The sequence below is a fragment of the Moraxella sp. CTOTU47616 genome, from assembly GCF_032017465.1.
Classification (GTDB): domain Bacteria; phylum Pseudomonadota; class Gammaproteobacteria; order Pseudomonadales; family Moraxellaceae; genus Faucicola; species Faucicola tetraodonis.
In genome coordinates, this window is record NZ_DALZPU010000004.1 from 210027 (window position 1) to 226577 (window position 16551).

At 43.6% G+C, this 16551-nt stretch carries 18 protein-coding genes; 9 read left to right on the top strand and 9 right to left on the bottom strand.

Features of this window, described 5'->3' with window-relative positions:
- Positions 1–39: 39 nt before the first annotated feature.
- The 4 genes from pheT to rpmI form a co-directional block, all read right to left on the bottom strand.
- Positions 40–2454, bottom strand: a complete 2415-nt coding sequence (pheT, locus tag RTS10_RS06610; protein WP_312539699.1) for a phenylalanine--tRNA ligase subunit beta — start codon at positions 2452–2454, stop codon at positions 40–42.
- A gap of 9 nt (positions 2455–2463) precedes the next feature.
- Positions 2464–3519 carry a phenylalanine--tRNA ligase subunit alpha gene (pheS, locus tag RTS10_RS06615; RefSeq protein ID WP_312539700.1) on the bottom strand — a complete coding sequence of 352 codons (1056 nt, stop codon included), beginning with the start codon at positions 3517–3519 and terminating at the stop codon, positions 2464–2466.
- Between the two features lie 114 nt (positions 3520–3633).
- Positions 3634–3993, bottom strand: a complete 360-nt coding sequence (gene rplT, locus RTS10_RS06620) for a 50S ribosomal protein L20 (RefSeq protein WP_007117209.1) — start codon at positions 3991–3993, stop codon at positions 3634–3636.
- A 48-nt stretch (positions 3994–4041) separates the two neighbouring features.
- On the bottom strand, positions 4042–4236 hold the full coding sequence (rpmI, locus tag RTS10_RS06625) for a 50S ribosomal protein L35 (protein ID WP_036604595.1): 195 nt from the start codon (positions 4234–4236) through the stop codon (positions 4042–4044).
- 528 nt (positions 4237–4764) lie between these two features.
- Between rpmI and RTS10_RS06630 the strand changes: the two genes are divergently transcribed.
- The 7 genes from RTS10_RS06630 (at position 4765) to RTS10_RS06660 (ending at position 10809) form a co-directional block, all read left to right on the top strand.
- Complete coding sequence (locus RTS10_RS06630; protein WP_312539701.1) at positions 4765–5208, top strand: acyl-CoA thioesterase; 444 nt, start codon at positions 4765–4767, stop codon at positions 5206–5208.
- A gap of 88 nt (positions 5209–5296) precedes the next feature.
- Complete coding sequence (hisIE, locus tag RTS10_RS06635) at positions 5297–6118, top strand: bifunctional phosphoribosyl-AMP cyclohydrolase/phosphoribosyl-ATP diphosphatase HisIE (protein WP_312539703.1); 822 nt, start codon at positions 5297–5299, stop codon at positions 6116–6118.
- Between the two features lie 174 nt (positions 6119–6292).
- Positions 6293–6523 carry a Sec-independent protein translocase subunit TatA gene (tatA, locus tag RTS10_RS06640; RefSeq protein ID WP_007117213.1) on the top strand — a complete coding sequence of 77 codons (231 nt, stop codon included), beginning with the start codon at positions 6293–6295 and terminating at the stop codon, positions 6521–6523.
- A 53-nt stretch (positions 6524–6576) separates the two neighbouring features.
- Positions 6577–7335 carry a Sec-independent protein translocase protein TatB gene (gene tatB / locus RTS10_RS06645; RefSeq protein WP_219331858.1) on the top strand — a complete coding sequence of 253 codons (759 nt, stop codon included), beginning with the start codon at positions 6577–6579 and terminating at the stop codon, positions 7333–7335.
- Positions 7336–7427: 92 nt separating this feature from the next.
- Complete coding sequence (tatC, locus tag RTS10_RS06650; RefSeq protein ID WP_228274288.1) at positions 7428–8153, top strand: twin-arginine translocase subunit TatC; 726 nt, start codon at positions 7428–7430, stop codon at positions 8151–8153.
- Between the two features lie 153 nt (positions 8154–8306).
- Positions 8307–9821: a UvrD-helicase domain-containing protein gene (locus RTS10_RS06655; RefSeq protein ID WP_312539704.1), complete on the top strand. Its 1515-nt coding sequence runs from the start codon at positions 8307–8309 to the stop codon at positions 9819–9821.
- Positions 9814–10809 carry a tRNA dihydrouridine synthase gene (locus RTS10_RS06660; protein WP_312539706.1) on the top strand — a complete coding sequence of 332 codons (996 nt, stop codon included), beginning with the start codon at positions 9814–9816 and terminating at the stop codon, positions 10807–10809. Before RTS10_RS06655 ends, RTS10_RS06660 begins: the two co-directional genes overlap by 8 nt.
- A gap of 33 nt (positions 10810–10842) precedes the next feature.
- Here the strand turns inward: RTS10_RS06660 and RTS10_RS06665 are convergent, their stop codons facing one another.
- The 3 genes from RTS10_RS06665 to RTS10_RS06675 all read right to left on the bottom strand — a co-directional run bounded on the left by RTS10_RS06665 (position 10843) and on the right by RTS10_RS06675 (position 12524).
- Positions 10843–11505 carry a hypothetical protein gene (locus tag RTS10_RS06665; protein ID WP_312539707.1) on the bottom strand — a complete coding sequence of 221 codons (663 nt, stop codon included), beginning with the start codon at positions 11503–11505 and terminating at the stop codon, positions 10843–10845.
- 138 nt (positions 11506–11643) lie between these two features.
- Positions 11644–12066 carry an MAPEG family protein gene (locus tag RTS10_RS06670; RefSeq protein WP_312539708.1) on the bottom strand — a complete coding sequence of 141 codons (423 nt, stop codon included), beginning with the start codon at positions 12064–12066 and terminating at the stop codon, positions 11644–11646.
- Between the two features lie 11 nt (positions 12067–12077).
- Positions 12078–12524 (bottom strand): OsmC family protein, encoded by a 447-nt coding sequence (locus RTS10_RS06675; RefSeq protein WP_138018688.1) that lies wholly within the window; start codon positions 12522–12524, stop codon positions 12078–12080.
- A 344-nt stretch (positions 12525–12868) separates the two neighbouring features.
- Here RTS10_RS06675 and RTS10_RS06680 point away from each other — a divergent pair, with 344 nt between their 5' ends.
- The gene (locus tag RTS10_RS06680) at positions 12869–13387 is read left to right on the top strand and encodes an RNA pyrophosphohydrolase (protein WP_036596083.1); all 519 of its coding nucleotides are present in this window, start codon (positions 12869–12871) and stop codon (positions 13385–13387) included.
- 141 nt (positions 13388–13528) lie between these two features.
- On the opposite strand, the gene RTS10_RS06685 is transcribed toward RTS10_RS06680, so the two are convergent.
- The gene (locus RTS10_RS06685) at positions 13529–13789 is read right to left on the bottom strand and encodes a type B 50S ribosomal protein L31 (RefSeq protein WP_007117222.1); all 261 of its coding nucleotides are present in this window, start codon (positions 13787–13789) and stop codon (positions 13529–13531) included.
- A gap of 169 nt (positions 13790–13958) precedes the next feature.
- Positions 13959–15755, bottom strand: coding sequence for a M61 family metallopeptidase (locus RTS10_RS06690; protein WP_239741418.1), 1797 nt, complete (start codon positions 15753–15755; stop codon positions 13959–13961).
- Between the two features lie 162 nt (positions 15756–15917).
- Between RTS10_RS06690 and RTS10_RS06695 the strand changes: the two genes are divergently transcribed.
- Positions 15918–16283 (top strand): hypothetical protein, encoded by a 366-nt coding sequence (locus RTS10_RS06695; protein ID WP_007117225.1) that lies wholly within the window; start codon positions 15918–15920, stop codon positions 16281–16283.
- Positions 16284–16551 lie beyond the last annotated feature (268 nt).

Consider the following 16551-nt stretch of genomic DNA (forward strand, 5'->3'; position numbering starts at 1 on the left):
AAAACATTGTATCGACTGTCATAATTTGCTAGTCCAAGATTACATACGTAGCGTTGCGTGATACTGCTCATGTAGCGCAGCGATGACAGCTTCCATTTGTGCATTAATACGCTCGTCAGAAAGCGTGGCTTCGACGTCTTGCCACACCAGTGCAAAAGCAAGCGATTGTTGGTTTTCAGGCAGGTTACTGCCAGCATATACATCAAACAACCACACATCTTTTAATAGCTCGCCCCCGACTTGTTTGATAGTATCCTTCATTGATTGCATAGCAATCGACTTATCTACCACTACAGCGATATCACGGCGTACTTGTGGGAATTTACTTGGCGTCATGATGGTCAATGCCTGCTGGTGCATGTCAATCACCGCCTGTAAATTCAGCTGTGCCACCCAACTGGTCGGCAAATCCAAGGCTTTGGCAATCTGTGGGTGCAACTGACCTAACCAGCCAATCACCTTGCCTTGATAGTGTACATCGGCACTTTGACCGGGGTGTAAAAACGGCTGCTCGCTACGTTGATAACGGATAGCAGACTGCGCAAACCGCGGAAAAACCGATTCGACGTCATTTTTTAGGTCATAAAAATCCATCACACGGCTGTCATGATGCTGCTCTGGATGAGTGCTGCCGACTGCCACCATCGCCAAGGTGTCCACTTGGTTTAAGCTTGCGATATCACTGCCATCAAAACGCAGACCCGTCTCAAACAGACGCACGCGGTTTTGTTGACGGTTTAAGTTATATTGCACACAAGGCAACAAACTAGACAGCAGGGTACGACGCATGACCGCTAAGTCACTTGAGATTGGATTGGCAAGCGCGAGTGGTGCAGCAAAATGCGCCCCATCAAACAAAGCTTCGACTTTGGCATCACTAAAACTAAAACTCACTGCTTCAAAATAACCTTGATTGACCAAGCTCATTTTTAAGTTATGCAGATCATTTTGGCGTTTATTGTCAAACAAGTTACTGGTAAACGCCGGCAGTTTGTTGGCAATATTGTTATAGCCATAAATGCGGGCGATTTCTTCAATCAAATCTTCGGGCAAGGCGATATCAAAACGATGGCTCGGCGGCGTGGCAACCAGATTTTCGCCTTGTACCTCGGTGCTGATTTGTAGACTCTCTAAAATCTCAATGGCTTTGTCGGTGGCGATATCCGCGCCTAACAATTTATTGATACTGACAATCGGTAGCGTCACTGGCGTACGTTTTGGCAGTTCAGCGGTGTTTTCAACCAGCGTGATTTGACCGACCTTAACCTCACTTGAGCCCTTGCCAAATGTTGCCAATAGATTGACCGCGCGGTCGAGTGCCAATTTTGGCAATTCAAAATCAACACCCCGCTCAAAACGCTGTGACGCATCGGTATGCAAGCCAAAACGGCGTGCTTTACCTGCAATCGCCAACTGTTTGAAAAATGCGCTCTCGATTACCACTCGGGTCGTGCTATCGGTCACTGCGGTGCGAAGCCCACCCATAATCCCTGCTAACGCAATGACACCTTGTTCATCGGCAATCACCAGCTCATCACCTTGTAAGGTAATGGTTTGCTCATTTAAAAGCTCAAGGGTTTCGCCTTTTTGGGCATGGCGCACGATAATTGCGCCCACCAACTTGTCGGCATCAAACGCATGCAGCGGCTGACCGAGCTCAAGTAATACGTAATTGGTAACATCCACCAGTAGATTACGTGGCTTGACGCCTGAGGCATTCAGGGCTTGTTTCATCCAATCAGGTGATGGCGTGGTGCCTGTCAGCCCACTGACCAATTGCGCGTAATAACGCGGGCAGTCCGTGGTCTCCACGCTAACCGCTGGGCTATCGTTGTCGGTCACAGCTGCGGTGATGTTGTCAAAGGGCAGTTGAAATGTTAAATCATTGAGTACTGCAAGCTCACGGGCGATACCGCGCACACTAAAACAATCCCCCCGGTTTGGGGTAATTGAAATATCTAGCACATGATTGTCTAAGCCAAGATACGCTCGTATATCCATGCCAATGGGCGCATCATTTGGCAAAATTAACAAGCCATCAACACCATCATCACAGTCAATCTCACTACCACCGCACAGCATACCGTGCGATTCTACGCCGCGCAGTTTACCTTTTTTAATGTTAAAGGGTTCATCCCCTTGTGCAGGCGGCAGTTTGGCGCCCACCAGTGCCACAGGCACACGCACGCCAACCGCGACATTGGGTGCACCGCAAACGATTTGTAGGGGTGCTTCGCTATGCTCACCGACATTCACTTTGGCAACGCGCAGTTTATCGGCATCGGGGTGTTGGGTGACGTCAATCACTTCACCGACCACCACACCACTAAAGTCTTTGGCGACTTTATCCAAGCTATCAAGCTCTAAGCCTGCCATCGTCAGTTGTTCGCCAATTTGCTCAGCGCTTAAGTTTGGGTTTGCCCATTGGCGTAACCAGTTTTCGCTAATTTTCATTGTTTTCCCCTAAGCAAACTGCTTTAAAAATCTGACATCATTTTGATAGAACAAGCGTAAATCATTTACCCCATAATACAACATGGCAAAGCGTTCAATCCCCATCCCAAATGCAAAGCCTTGGTATTTGGTCGGGTCAATACCGCTATCGGACAATACCTTTGGATGCACCATACCGCAGCCCATCACTTCTAGCCACTTGCCCCCACCTGCATAAGTATCGGCAAGGATATCCACTTCTGCAGACGGCTCAGTAAATGGAAAATACGACGGGCGAAAACGCACCGTAAGTTTGCGACCAAAAAACGCCTGCAAAAACTCATGAATCAAGCCTTTTAACTCAGCAAAATTGGTCGATTCGCTGACATATAAACCTTCAAGCTGATGAAACATCGGTGAGTGGGTTTGGTCGCTGTCGTTGCGATACACACGTCCTGGACAGATGATACGAATCGGCAGGTTGCCTTTTTCCATCGTGCGAATTTGCACCGAACTGGTATGGGTACGTAGCACATAATTGGCATTAAAATAAAAGGTATCGTGCATGGCGCGCGCTGGGTGATGGCTTGGAATATTTAGCGCCTCGAAGTTGTAGTAGTCGCTCTCAACTTCAGGACCTGTTGCGACTTCAAAACCTGCTTGACGGAAAAACCCTTGCATACGCTCAGCAGTCATGGTGACAGGGTGCAAATTACCCGCTTGTTGTCCACGTGCTGGCAGGGTGATGTCAATGGATTCGTTGGCAAGTTTGGCAGCCAAGGCTTTGGCTTCTAAATCGCTTTGCGCTTGTTGTAGGCTGTCATTGATTTGGGCACGTACTTGATGCAGCATACCGCCGATGGTCTTTTTGCCGTCGGCATCGAGTCCGCCCAGCTGTTTTGACCAGGTGGTCAAATGGCTTTTTTTGCCCGTTAAAGTCACGCGGATGTTTTGTAGGTCTTGGGGGTTTTGTGCGGTGCTGATTAAGGCTTTGGCATCTTGAACAAATTGGGTGAATTGGTCTTGGGTGATATCGGTTAAATTTTCAGAATATTGGATAAGTTTGTCAGTCGTTATTTCTGTCATGAGCATTGCAATCTTGGTTATCAATAGTGATAGGCATTTTAACTAAAATATGGCGATAAAAAAAGCCATTAAGCTTGCACTTAATGGCTTTTTGAAAAATCGCTTTAAAACAAATTAAGCAGCCAGTGCTTGTTTTGCTTTTTCTGCCAACGCCGTAAAACCTTGCGCGTCATGCATAGCGATGTCTGCTAATACACGGCGGTCGATTTCGATGCTGGCTTTTTTCAGACCGTTGATCATACGGCTGTAGCTTAAGCCATTTAGGCGCGCACCCGCATTGATACGTGCAATCCATAAACGACGGAATGAACGTTTTTTGTTACGACGGTCACGATACGCATATTGACCAGCTTTGGTAACTGCTTGTACAGCAACACGGAAAACACGAGAACGCGCACCGTAATAACCTTTTGCACGAGCCAATACTTTTTTATGACGGCGATTTGCCTGTACACCACGTTTTACACGAGCCATAATTTACTCCTAAAGTTTTGTAATATCAGTTGATTGAATACCTATAAATTATAGGTAAGGACACATACGGTAAACACGTTTCTCATCAGACACGTGTACCAATTTGCATCCACGTAATTGACGGATACGCTTAGGAGATTTTTTGGTCAAAATGTGGCGTTTGAATGCTTGTTTGCGTTTGATACCGTTACCAGTTTTTTTGAAACGCTTGGCAGCACCACGGCGAGTTTTTAATTTCATGATAGCCTCTTGTTCGTTTTTGACAAGGATTAAACATCTTTATCAAGTGAAGTTAACCTGTTTGTCAAAAAATCCTCATCACACTGGATTTTTTGCCTTGAGGTGGGAGGCGGTATTTTATCAAAAATCATTCGTGAATGCACGCTAATGTTATCACTAATTTTTCTTTGACATCTATTTTATTGATGTTACTTTAATATTTCTCTACTATAATAGATAAATTATTATTAAGGGCTGTTTGTAGAATTTTTAAAAAATAAATTATATCAATTACTTAGCATAAAGACTTGGTAAATCTATCACGGAATTACATTAATTAAGTTAACAAATTAGTTTATGAAAACTGCGGTTAAATTGGCTAAAAGTGATAAGTGAGCCCTATTTTGGACACAGTTTACGTTAGTTTGTTTGACCTTAAGGTATTTATCGTGCTCTTAAGTTTCTGAAAAGTTTAATGTGTAATACTCTCTTATCAACATCAACATCAACATCAACATCAACATCAACATCAACATCATGAGGTTAGAATTCTTGTCAACGTTAAGCACAAATATTGAAGTTGCCCATTTCGTGTTTGAGACCGTCATGCGCGTGCGCAATACCGAAATTGGATTAGCACAACATTTAACGGTTGAAAATTTGGTGGCATTGCTTACCGAAGCCCGTTTTCGTTTTTTATATTCAAAAGGCATTAAAGAGGTTAATACTGAGTACCAAGGCTTGGTCATTAATCATATCGAGACCCAAATACTTGATCGGGCACGAGCGCGTGAAGAACTGTTATTTGAAGTCGGCGTGCAGCATTTAACCGATTTGGGTGGGGATTTTGTGTTTAAAGTCTCGCGGATGTTTGATGACTCCTTGGTGGCGTATGCCAAAATGGGCTTTGTGGCGTATGACTATCGTCAAAGCCAAGAAATCCCGTTATCAGCTACCATCAAAGAAGCCTTAGATGTGAAACCCTTTGAGATTTAGGGCTTGATGAATTATGATAAATGCACGCATCGCTTGATGGGTGCTTTTTTTTGGTTAGAGCTTGCATAGTATGATACAGGGCGTGAATATGAATTGGCTAGATACACTAAAATTTGATGACAATGGGCTCATGCCTGCAGTCGCTCAAGATTTTCATACCGGGCGCATTTTGATGATGGCATGGATGAATCGCGAGTCATTACGTCTGACTGCTGAAAAAATGCAAGCCGTGTATTGGTCACGCTCTCGCGGTAAATTATGGCACAAAGGCGAAAGCTCTGGGCATTTTCAGCAAGTCCATGAAATCCGCTTAGACTGCGATGCTGATGTGATTGTGTTATCAGTCACCCAAGTGGGGGGGATTGCTTGCCACACGGGTCGGCAGTCTTGTTTTTATCGTCTGCTTGCCGATGACCACGGACAGCTACAATGGCAAATCACTGATGCGATCATCAAAGACCCTGATGCGATTTATGGTGACAACGCTAAACCAACTCATGAACACTCGCAGCTTTCAAGCAATCCGACACAAACCCCTACGACGTCAGCGGATATTTTAACCGCGTTAGATAAAGTATTGATTGAGCGTAAAGATGCCAATCCTGATAGCTCATACGTGGCAAGCTTATACCATAAAGGTATCAACAAAATCTTAGAAAAAGTCGGTGAAGAAGCCACCGAAGCCATTATCGCTGCCAAAGATATCAACATTGCCAACGATACCCCTTATGAAGCCGTCGCCGATGATACCGCGGTGAAAGATTTGGTATATGAAGTTGCTGATGTTTGGTTTCACACAATGGTCACATTGGCATGGTTTAATATACCGTCTTGGGCTGTCACCAATGAATTGGCAAGACGTTTTGGCTTATCGGGTATCGATGAAAAAGCCGCACGTCAAATCCCTTAAGTAAGCGCCACTAAACAGTCGATAATTCCTGAGTATTGCTGGCTATCAGTGCAAAAAATTCGCCGTGTTGCACACCGTTTTTTGCACAGTTATGTCAACGCAATGGTTATGTGTTACACTGCAAATTCATATTGTCCTCACCCCTATTGTCAAGGTTAATCAAAGGATATTCTCATGGGTAGTTTCTCAATCACACATTGGTTAATTTTACTGGTTGTTGTTGTGGTCATTTTTGGCACTTCAAAACTGAAAAATGCCGGTAAAGATTTGGGTGGTGCCGTTAAAGGCTTTAAAGATGCGGTCAAAGATGAAAACGAGCAGCATCTGAACAAAAACCGTGTCCTTGAACACGAAAAAGCTGAACTCAATACCACGCAGACCCAACAAGATAAACATAACGTTTAAACCCTAGTCGTTACTTTTTCTTTGGTTTTTAATCCCTAGCTGCCACGGTTGTTATGTTTGATATAGGTTTCTCCGAAATACTGTTATTTGGGGCGATTGCACTGATTGTGCTGGGCCCTGAAAAACTCCCCCAAGCGGCGCGTACTGCAGGTCAGTGGTATGCCAAATTCCGCCGTACGGTTGCAACACTGCAATCAGAAATTGAAGCGGAACTTGATCTTGCCGAAACGCGCAAGCAAATGCAGCTTGAGCTGGAAAAAATCCGCCAAGCTGAAGTTGATATGAAGCGCGAGATGGAAGCGCTGCGCAGCAGTGTGAGCGAACTACAGCAACATGGCAAAGTGCCTTCGATGCAAGCTCACAATCAATCGGCTGATACAACCCCTAGTCTTGTTCATGATACTAACGCAGTTAGACTACCCCCTGAACCACTCAGCCATGAATCACCCAGTCATGAACCTTCCAATCATAAGCCACCTAGTCATTTAGCTAAGCCAACAACGGATATCACCGCGCTTTTACCAGACAAGCCACTAGATAATTCACTAGACAAGCCATCTGACGAATCTTATCTGACAGAAACTAAAGCAGATGATTATTTGCTGAGTCTAGAAGCTGATGTCGAAGCCGATGCAGTGGCTAAAGACTTACATGAAGCCCTATTTGCTGCCACTGAGCCAATGTATTATCGTTGGTTTTTGCTCAGTGATTATGACCGTGTCAGACGTCTTCCCAATCCACCGTTTTTACCCAATTATCAAGCCGATCCGCTACTGCACAAGTTGTCAAGTTTGGGTGGAGTTGCCCAGTGATTAAGCTTATCAAAACCAAAAAAACGCCTGAACAATTAGCCATTGAACAAGCTAAAGATGATAGACCATCGCAAGACAACACTCTGGTAGATATGCCCATTACTGAGCATTTGATTGAACTGCGCCGTCATTTGATTCACGGTTTTGCGGCGGTATTGGTGATTTTTTTGGCATTGGCGGGCTTTTCGCGGGAAATCTACGATATTTTTTCCGCCCCGTTAACGGCGTTGTTGCCAGTCAATTCTTCTATGATTGCAACCGATATCACCTCGTCATTTTTGGCACCGATTAAATTGACGCTGTATCTAGCTGTTATCTTGGCAATGCCGTATATTTTGTACCAGATTTGGTCGTTTATCGCACCAGGGCTGTATAAGCATGAAAAACGTATCGCCCTACCCGTGCTATTGTCATCGGTGATTTTGTTTTATCTGGGGATTGCGTTTGCCTATTATGTCGTGCTCAAAAGCGTGCTGGCTTTTTTTATCAAATTCTCCCCCGACAATGTGCTACCGATGACCGATATCGAAAGCTATCTAAATTTTGTGCTCAAGCTGTTTTTGGTGTTTGGGGCAACCTTTGAGATTCCTGTGTTGACACTGCTACTGGTGTTGGCTGGGGTAGTGACGGTGGATAGCTTGGCGCAAAAACGCCGTTACATCATCGTGGGTTGTTTTGGTATTGCGGCATTGGTGACACCGCCAGATGGCTTGTCGATGGTGATGCTGGCTATCCCGATGTGGTTATTGTTTGAACTCGGTCTAGTGATGGCGCGGGTATTGGTTAAAGAGAAAGCGTTATTACAGAACAACAGCTAATCTGGCGGGATACAGCTAAAATCGAATCAACCTCTCATTCATCCCCACTTAGTAAATAAACGCTAGTAAATAAATGCCTAGTAAATAAAGGAAACTGAGCAAAACTTGCCAAATTTTGCTAAAATAGCTCACTTTTCTTTTAGCAATGGCCTTATGTCAAACCCCAGCGTTATCCCCAATCAATCCCCTGTCCACAGCCCGACCCAACGCCCAACGGGTGAGCAGCAGCAGGCTGTCGATATGGCACTCACGCGCCAGTCGTTTAAGGTGGTGGCGTATGCAGGCGCAGGCAAAACCACCACGCTTAATCTGATTGGCAATCAGCTACGTGGTCGTGGGGTTTATTTGGCATTTAACAAAGCAATTGCTGCAGAAGCGCAGCGTAAATTCCCCCACCATGTTGACTGTCGTACTTTTCACTCATTGGCATTTCGTCATACCGCTCGCGATATCACCGCAAAACTGCAACTACCGCGTTTTTCTCCCAGTCGCCTCGCCTCAGATTTGGGGTTGACCCCTGTGCAAGTCAAACGCCAAATTGAAGGCAAAAGCCAGTTTGTGACCTTAACGCCAGAGCGACAAGCGCGATTTGTGTCCGATGCGGTGAGCACGTTTTGTAGTACCCATGCCAGTTACCCCGCGCCGCGCCATTTGCAGTTTCCTGACTGGTTGGTTGCCAGTGAAGCTGAGCAGCTGCGCGATACCTTATACCCGTATGTAGAGCGCCGCTGGCAACAGTCGATTGACCCGCGCCACCCTGGCGGGATTGGGCATGATATTTACCTTAAACTCTGGGCGCTATCTAAACCGGTGATTCCTGCGGATTTTATCTTATTTGATGAAGCGCAAGATGCCGACCCCTTGATGATGGGGATTTTGTCCAATCAGCCCAACCAAGTTATCTATGTGGGTGACGCGCATCAGCAAATCTATGAATGGCGCGGCGCTGTCAATGCCATGAAGCGCCTGCCGCTACCCCAAACCTTGCTTACCCAATCGTTTCGATTTGGCGACCAAATTGCTGATGTGGCGAATGGGTTTTTAAAAGCGCTGCAAGAAGAGGTGCCACTGCGCGGCAATCCTGCGATGGCGTCTACCTTAGGCAAAAGTATGGTGCATGGTCAAAAAGATGCCATTCTTTGCCGTACCAATGCCAGTGCCATGGTCAATCTGTTATCTGGGCTTAAAATGGGACATAAAGTTGCGCTACAAGCTGATACAGACCGTTTGCTTAAATTTAGCCAATCTGCCGAACGTCTAAAAAAAGGACAAGCGGCGTATGGTGTGCCTGAGCTTGCCTACTTTAACAATTGGCGCGACGTGCAGGATTATAGCGAGACGAGCGAAGGCAGCGATTTAAAAACCCTCGTCAAACTGGTCGATGAACATGGCACCGAAACGCTAAACCAGGCAATCAATAGCTTGACCACACTGGACAAAGCCGACTATATCATCTCTACAGCGCATAAAGCCAAAGGGTTGGAATGGTCACGGGTGCAAATTGACAATGATTTTTATTATGATGTGACTTCTCAGGCGGTAAAAATCTCCCCCGAAGAATTGCGCTTATTGTATGTCGCCTGTACGCGCGCCAAGATAAATTTGGATATTTTTAATATTCAAGATTTGATTCACGGACTCAAAGATAAAAAGGTGATTTATGGCTAGTCACTTATCGCAGTTTAGCACCGATTTTACCCAGCCGCAAATTGTCCTTGCGCCGATGGAAGGACTGACCGACCCATTGATGCGGGATATTTTAACCAGTATCGGGCATTACGACTGGACGGTGAGTGAGTTCATTCGCGTCACCCAGCACGTCCTGCCCGCGCATGTGTTTTATAAATTTGTACCCGAACTTTTGCATGAGGATGGTTTAAAAGGCAAAACCATTCACGGCACGCCAGTACATGTACAGTTATTGGGCAGTGAGCCCGACTTGATGGCAGGTAATGCCGTCAAAGCGGTCGAGCTTGGTGCGTTAGCCATTGATATTAACTTTGGTTGCCCTGCTAAAACTGTCAATAGTCACCGCGGTGGCTCGGTGTTGCTCACCGAACCTGAAACCTTGTATCAAATCATCCATGCAGTACGCCAAGCCGTACCATCAGATACGCCTGTATCAGCAAAAATCCGACTCGGCTATGAAGATACCTCACTAACCCAAGAAATCGGCGATGCGGTGCAATCAGCCAATGCCAGTTGGCTGACCATCCACGCCCGTACCAAAACCCAAGGCTATAAACCCCCTGCCTATTGGGAGTTAATCGCGCCCCTGACCCAGCGGTTAAGCTTACCGATTATTGCCAATGGCGAAATTTGGCAGACTGAACAAGCCATGCGTTGCCGCAAACAAGCCAACACCCCACATATCATGCTCGGACGTGGTGCGGTCACTCGTCCTGACTTAGTGAATCAAATCAAAGCGATGGATAAAGGTGACAGGGCAGAAAATATGGCTTGGCACACGCTACTTAAGCTACAAATTGCGTTTTTGCAAGGACATGCCCGTAGCGACAATATGCTGGTGGGACGTTACAAACAATGGCTTGGCATGTTAACCCAAGGCTATGAAGAAGCCAGCGAGCTTTGGCAAAATGCCAAAAAAATTAAAAATCTTGATGAGATGTTAAAATTATTAGCTAAATATCTTTGATTAGATGTATATCTGTCTTAATTGATACTTGTTTTAAACCTCGAGTTTTAAGAAATAAAAATTCCCTATTTCCTGCCATTTAAACTCATAATCACTATCCAAAACAATTTCAGCACCATAAGGTTTTTGTGTATTATAAATTAGAGATGTGCCCTTTTTATATATACTTCCTTGCCTAAAATCAAAATCAGAAGTATCGAGTGAATATTGTTCTGCATTGAAGTAATGAGGATGATTTGTACCTAAAACAAAAAAACATAAATCTATATCATTATTTTTATAGATTTCTAAATTTCTTATATCTTGAAAAACATCATAGCGATTATTTGGCTCTCTATAATTTTCACGCTTAAAAAATTTTAATTCAATCGCTGTTTTAACGCTTAAATTAGGATTTTTATATTCCATATAAATATCTATTCTTGCTTTTTTCGATTTACTTTTATTAGTTATTGCATTTAGTAATTTGCCACTCTCAAATTCCATATGAAACTTATCATCTGTACTAAACTCGTATAAGTTCCCGACCGTTTTTAAAATGCTACCAAATTCCAGCTGAAATGAAGCTTCATTCCACGCATTGATAGTACCATTGCCAATTTTTTGGATAAGAATTTTATAAGAAATATCAATAATTTCCCTTACCCTTCCTATGAGTATTTTTTTGCGTGATTGAGTACTATCTTCTAAATACATATTTCTATTACCAAATTTGAATATGAATTAATTTATCAACTTCAAAAATTTTTCAACTAGATTAAAAAAAATTGACGATACTACAAGTAGCACCGTCAATCTTAAAATAAATTCAAAAGTTGTTCTAGATTATAAAAACTAACTCAACCGAATCGCAAGATAAAACAGCATCATTGGACATGCTAGGCTCAGTGCCCAAATGATTGAGCGAAAAGTTGCCCAATTGGCAATATACGCCAACCCATAAATAATCCGTAATATCACATACAACCACGCCAACTGGGTCACCACTGATAGCGGTACAAAAAATAGCAACGCCACAATCACCGCTGCCAAGAATACTGGCAAGGTTTCATAGCTATTTTGCTGCGCGGCATTGGCGCGCGCTGCCGCGCCCGTTTGTTTACCCAAAAACTCGCGCGGATTGGCATTGTCTTTGCTTTTAAATCCGCCAAAGACCTTTGCCAATATCGCAAACACCAAGGGCAATAAACTGGCAACCATCATTGCCAGCACCACGCTGCTATTGGTGGCAGGGATAGCACTTAAGTAGGAAAACATGCCGTTATTCCCTAACCTTTAACCGTTTTATCAGTCATTTCACTAGAGGTATCATCAATGATTTCATAGTCATGGGTGATTTTGACACCGCCATTTTCTAGCATACGACTGGCTGAGCAGTATTTTTCTGCCGATAATTCGATGGCTTTTTTAACCTGCGCTTCTTTGATAGCATTGCCTTTGACCACAAAATGCAAATGAATATCAGTAAATACCGCAGGAATCGTGTCGGCACGCTTAGCCGATAGCTGACACTCTACATCGCTCACCGCTTGACGGGCTTTTTGCAGGATACTGACCACATCATAACTGGCACAGCCACCAAGCCCCATCAAAACCATTTCCATGGGTTTTGCACCCAATTTTTCGGTTGAATCCATGATAATTTTATTGCCATTTTCAGTCACGGCTGCAAAATTAATGTCTTCGTTTTTTAACCAATTTACCGTTGCTTTCATACTATCCCCAGATGTTTTAATTTTTTAAAAAAATATTCTGTATAAAATCAAGCGATATTATGCGCTTTTTATGTCCGTGAAACAATTTATAGCAAATAAACATTACACTTTTGACATAAAAACTGGTTTAATAGTGGGTAATAAAGGCAGTGATTACATTGTCCATGTTTTTTAGTAATAATAATAAAATAAGCGTCTGTTGGTAGAGATGGGTTTATGCCCGATGATTTGATTGACCAAAACTTTAATAATGGTCTGCAAGGATGTGTGTAAACCTTGCGACCCAAAAAACTTGATAATGTGATTGCCTGCCGATTTTAACCATTAAATTGAAGGTAATCGTCATGATTGATGCAGACGGCTTTCGAGCCAACGTAGGTATCATCTTGGCAAATACACACGGACAAGTACTGTGGGCAAAACGCGTGGGTCACGATGCTTGGCAGTTTCCACAAGGTGGCATTGATTTTGGTGAAACGCCGCTTGATGCAATGTATCGAGAATTGTGGGAAGAAGTCGGACTGTATCCTCAGCATGTCAAAGTGTTGTCACAAACCCAAAATTGGCTGCGTTATCGGTTGCCAAAACGTTTTGTACGACAAGGACAATATCCTTTGTGTATTGGACAAAAACAAAAATGGTTTTTGCTCCAGCTAGATGAGAACAATGTAGAACATATCCGTTTTGATACGGCAAAACCTGAATTTGACCGCTGGGAATGGGTCAGTTATTGGTATCCACTTAACCAAGTGGTGGCATTTAAACGTAATGTATATCGCCGCGCCTTGTTTGAGTTATCACCGCAGTTGCCACTCAAAAAAGAATTGTTACTACCGAAAAACGTAAAAATTCATTCCTATTAAACCTAAATAAATAAACCCAAAAAAAGCTCACTTCGGTGGGCTTTTTTTGGCGTATTGTTAGTGACTGTCTAGTATGTCCCATTCCAGCCAATAAAAAACCCTTCGCGATTGCAAAGGGTTTTTGATAATAAGCGATTAAACTTATTTTTTGTTACGACCTGCAAATGCGCCGAAACGTTTGTTGAAGCTTGCCACACGACCTTCGTTTTGGGTTTTACGTTGTTCGCCAGTATAGAATGGGTGTGAGGCACTTGAAATATCGAGTGCGACGTATGGGTATTCTTTACCTTCGTATTCGCGAGTTACTTTTGATTTGATAGTAGAGCGAGTTAAAAAGTAAACGTCAGCGTTGGTGTCGTGGAATAAAACTTCTTGATAAGCTGGATGGATATCTGCGCGCATGGTTAGGTCTCTAGTCATTATCCTGCCCTTTGGTCTGCAGTTAGTATGCGTGGCATGAATCTTTATTTTGCTAAAAATTCACCCAAACACCCAACCGATTAAAGCCAACACAGGATGGATTGATAAAATTGGAAGCCGAATTTTACTAGATTTGCTTTATTTTTGCAAGTTATTTCCACTGCAGCCATTTGGTGAGGCTTGTATTTTCACCCGCTAACAGCGTCCATATTAGCGGTTGTTTAACATGCGAGTCGCTCACGGGTGGCACTTCAAGCACCAGCAGCTCATCACGGCGAAATACATGACACACGGCAGGGTCTTCACTAATTGTTTGGGTTTTAGCCGTAGATTTTAGCCATTTTTCGCTCGCCTTTAACCCATCAATTGCCACGATGACGTCATTAGCAGAAATCCCTGCAGCGGCGGCTTGGCTATTTCGCACAACACGTTGCACTTTTAACCCAGTAGGCTCGCTCATATATTTCATGCCCCAAGTAATATCATCGTCTTTTTGCTCAATACTCACACCCTGTTCTGACAACAGTTCAAATAGCGGTAATTCTGTGGTGCCGTCGATATAATTGGCTCTAAAATCTTGCCAAACCTCTTTGGGTAAACATTCATTCATGACGTCATCTAGATTGGCGTCCGTCATACCAAAACGGCGATTATCTTGGGCTTTGGCTTTATCATAAAAAACTTTTATCACATCAAAAATACGTTTGCCATGGTTTATCAAAGTCAAGTCTAAACATAACGCCACCAGCGCGCCTTTGTTGTAGTAGCTAATCCCGGCATTGGCGGTGTTCTCATCGCTACGATATAGTTTTATCCACGCATCAAAGCTTGATTCTGCCACGCTTTGCAAGGCGCGCCCGTGGGTTTGATAGTAGCGATTGATTTGTTCAGCAAGCAGCTTCAGATAGCTATGTTGCGAAATAACCCCGCTTTTTTGTAGCATAAAATCATCCACATAACTGGTAAAGCCTTCAAACACCCATAGCAAGGTGGTGTAAGTCTCTTGGTTAAAATTGGCGGTTAAAAAGACTTCGGGACGCACGGTTTTAACCCACCACGCATGAAAATATTCATGGCTACACAAGCCCAAAAAGCGTTGATAACTCTCGCTTGGCTCAGCTTGTTCAAAAAATGTGGGTAGGTCATCTCGTGGGGTAATCAAACTGGTACTGGCAAGGTGCTCAAGCCCGCCATAGTCGCTTGAAGTTGCTATGGTCATAAACAGATAATCATCAAACGGCGTATCACCGAGCCAATCGACATAGCTTTGACAAATTTTGCTAAGGTCAGTTTCTAGCCGTTCAAGGTCGCTGTGGTGTACGCCAGAAATCACAAATCGGTGGGGAATGGTGTTTTCGCCACTTTTTACATCGAACCAAAATTCATCTTGCTCAGCGATTTCAAACGGGCTGTCGGTGAGTTGCTCGTAGTTGTCGGCAGTTAGCTGATAGATGGTTTGTTCGGCTTGTTGGTGCATTTTTTCGGGTAAAACAGTGGCTAGGCTGACTTCCACGCCGTTTACCTCATAAAAGTCTTGCGGGCAAATGAGTTCGGCTTTAATCGCTTGGTTTTCTTGCCCTTGTACCGCTAATGCTAGGGAGGTGAAGTTGCCGTACAGGCGAGTTTCATCGACATATGCCCCACGCACGGATAAGTCATAAGCATAGACTTCATAAGTGACGCTAATGCGGTCGCCTTGTTTGGCGTGGATTTGCCAGTGGTTTTTATCAAGTTTTTTAAGGCGTTGATTGTTCTTGGCGTTGGGGTCATGGATGGTGGCAGTGACTGCCGTAATGTGTTTGCTAAATTCTCGAATCATATAACTACCCGCAATCCAAGCAGGTAGCCAAACGATTGGGTTGTCGTTGTCCGCAGTAAACGTAAGCGTGACATCGACAAGGTGTTCGCGGAAGCGTTTAAAGTCGAATTGATAATGAATTTTGTTCATGATATTTTCTTTTTCAATTTTACGAAATTTTAAATAGATGCTAGGATAAAACAAAATTTTAACCCAAATTTTGTTTTTAGACCGAATTTTCTACAGGCAATCAACGATGAATTATTACAAATTGGATTTTTTCTAAGTTTTTTAACTTAGGAAAAATCTATTATGCAAAAACTTGAAAAAACTCACAAAAAAACCAAAGTTCAATATCGCAGTTCTGGGCGTAAGAAAATCTATTTTCCGTGGGAAAGTTGTCGTTATCCAAATTTACGCAATCAGATTTATAGCTACTTTAGAACGCAACAAGAACGCTCATTTCATTATTTGCACAAAGCGGAATATTGGGACTATAACATCAAGCTACGCCCCAAGCGTGGTAAGCATTTACCGCATATTTGGGATGACAAACCAACTTATGCGTTCAAATATGCAAAAAGTTGGAAACACAATTCTAAACGCCGTCATCAATGGTATCGTGAAAAAGATGGGTTTCGTGAAAAAATGCAATCTGATTACATTTTAACAGATTGATTTTGAGGATTTGCAACTTTATAATAAAGACAAGGAGTGGGCTAACGGTTTCCCGAAAGCCCCAGCGTTTTAGTTGTTCCAGCAACTGCCACGCTGTCTTGCGTCCGTCTAATAAGCGTTACTGCTTAACAGCATTAGGACAACAAGAACGATGATGATTAAACAGCGTTTCATCGTTCTTTACTCCGTTAAGTGTTAAGTCCAAGCTTAACGGCTCGTTTAGCATAACGTCACGCCAAACTCTGCTATTATATTTTTATGCTTGCAA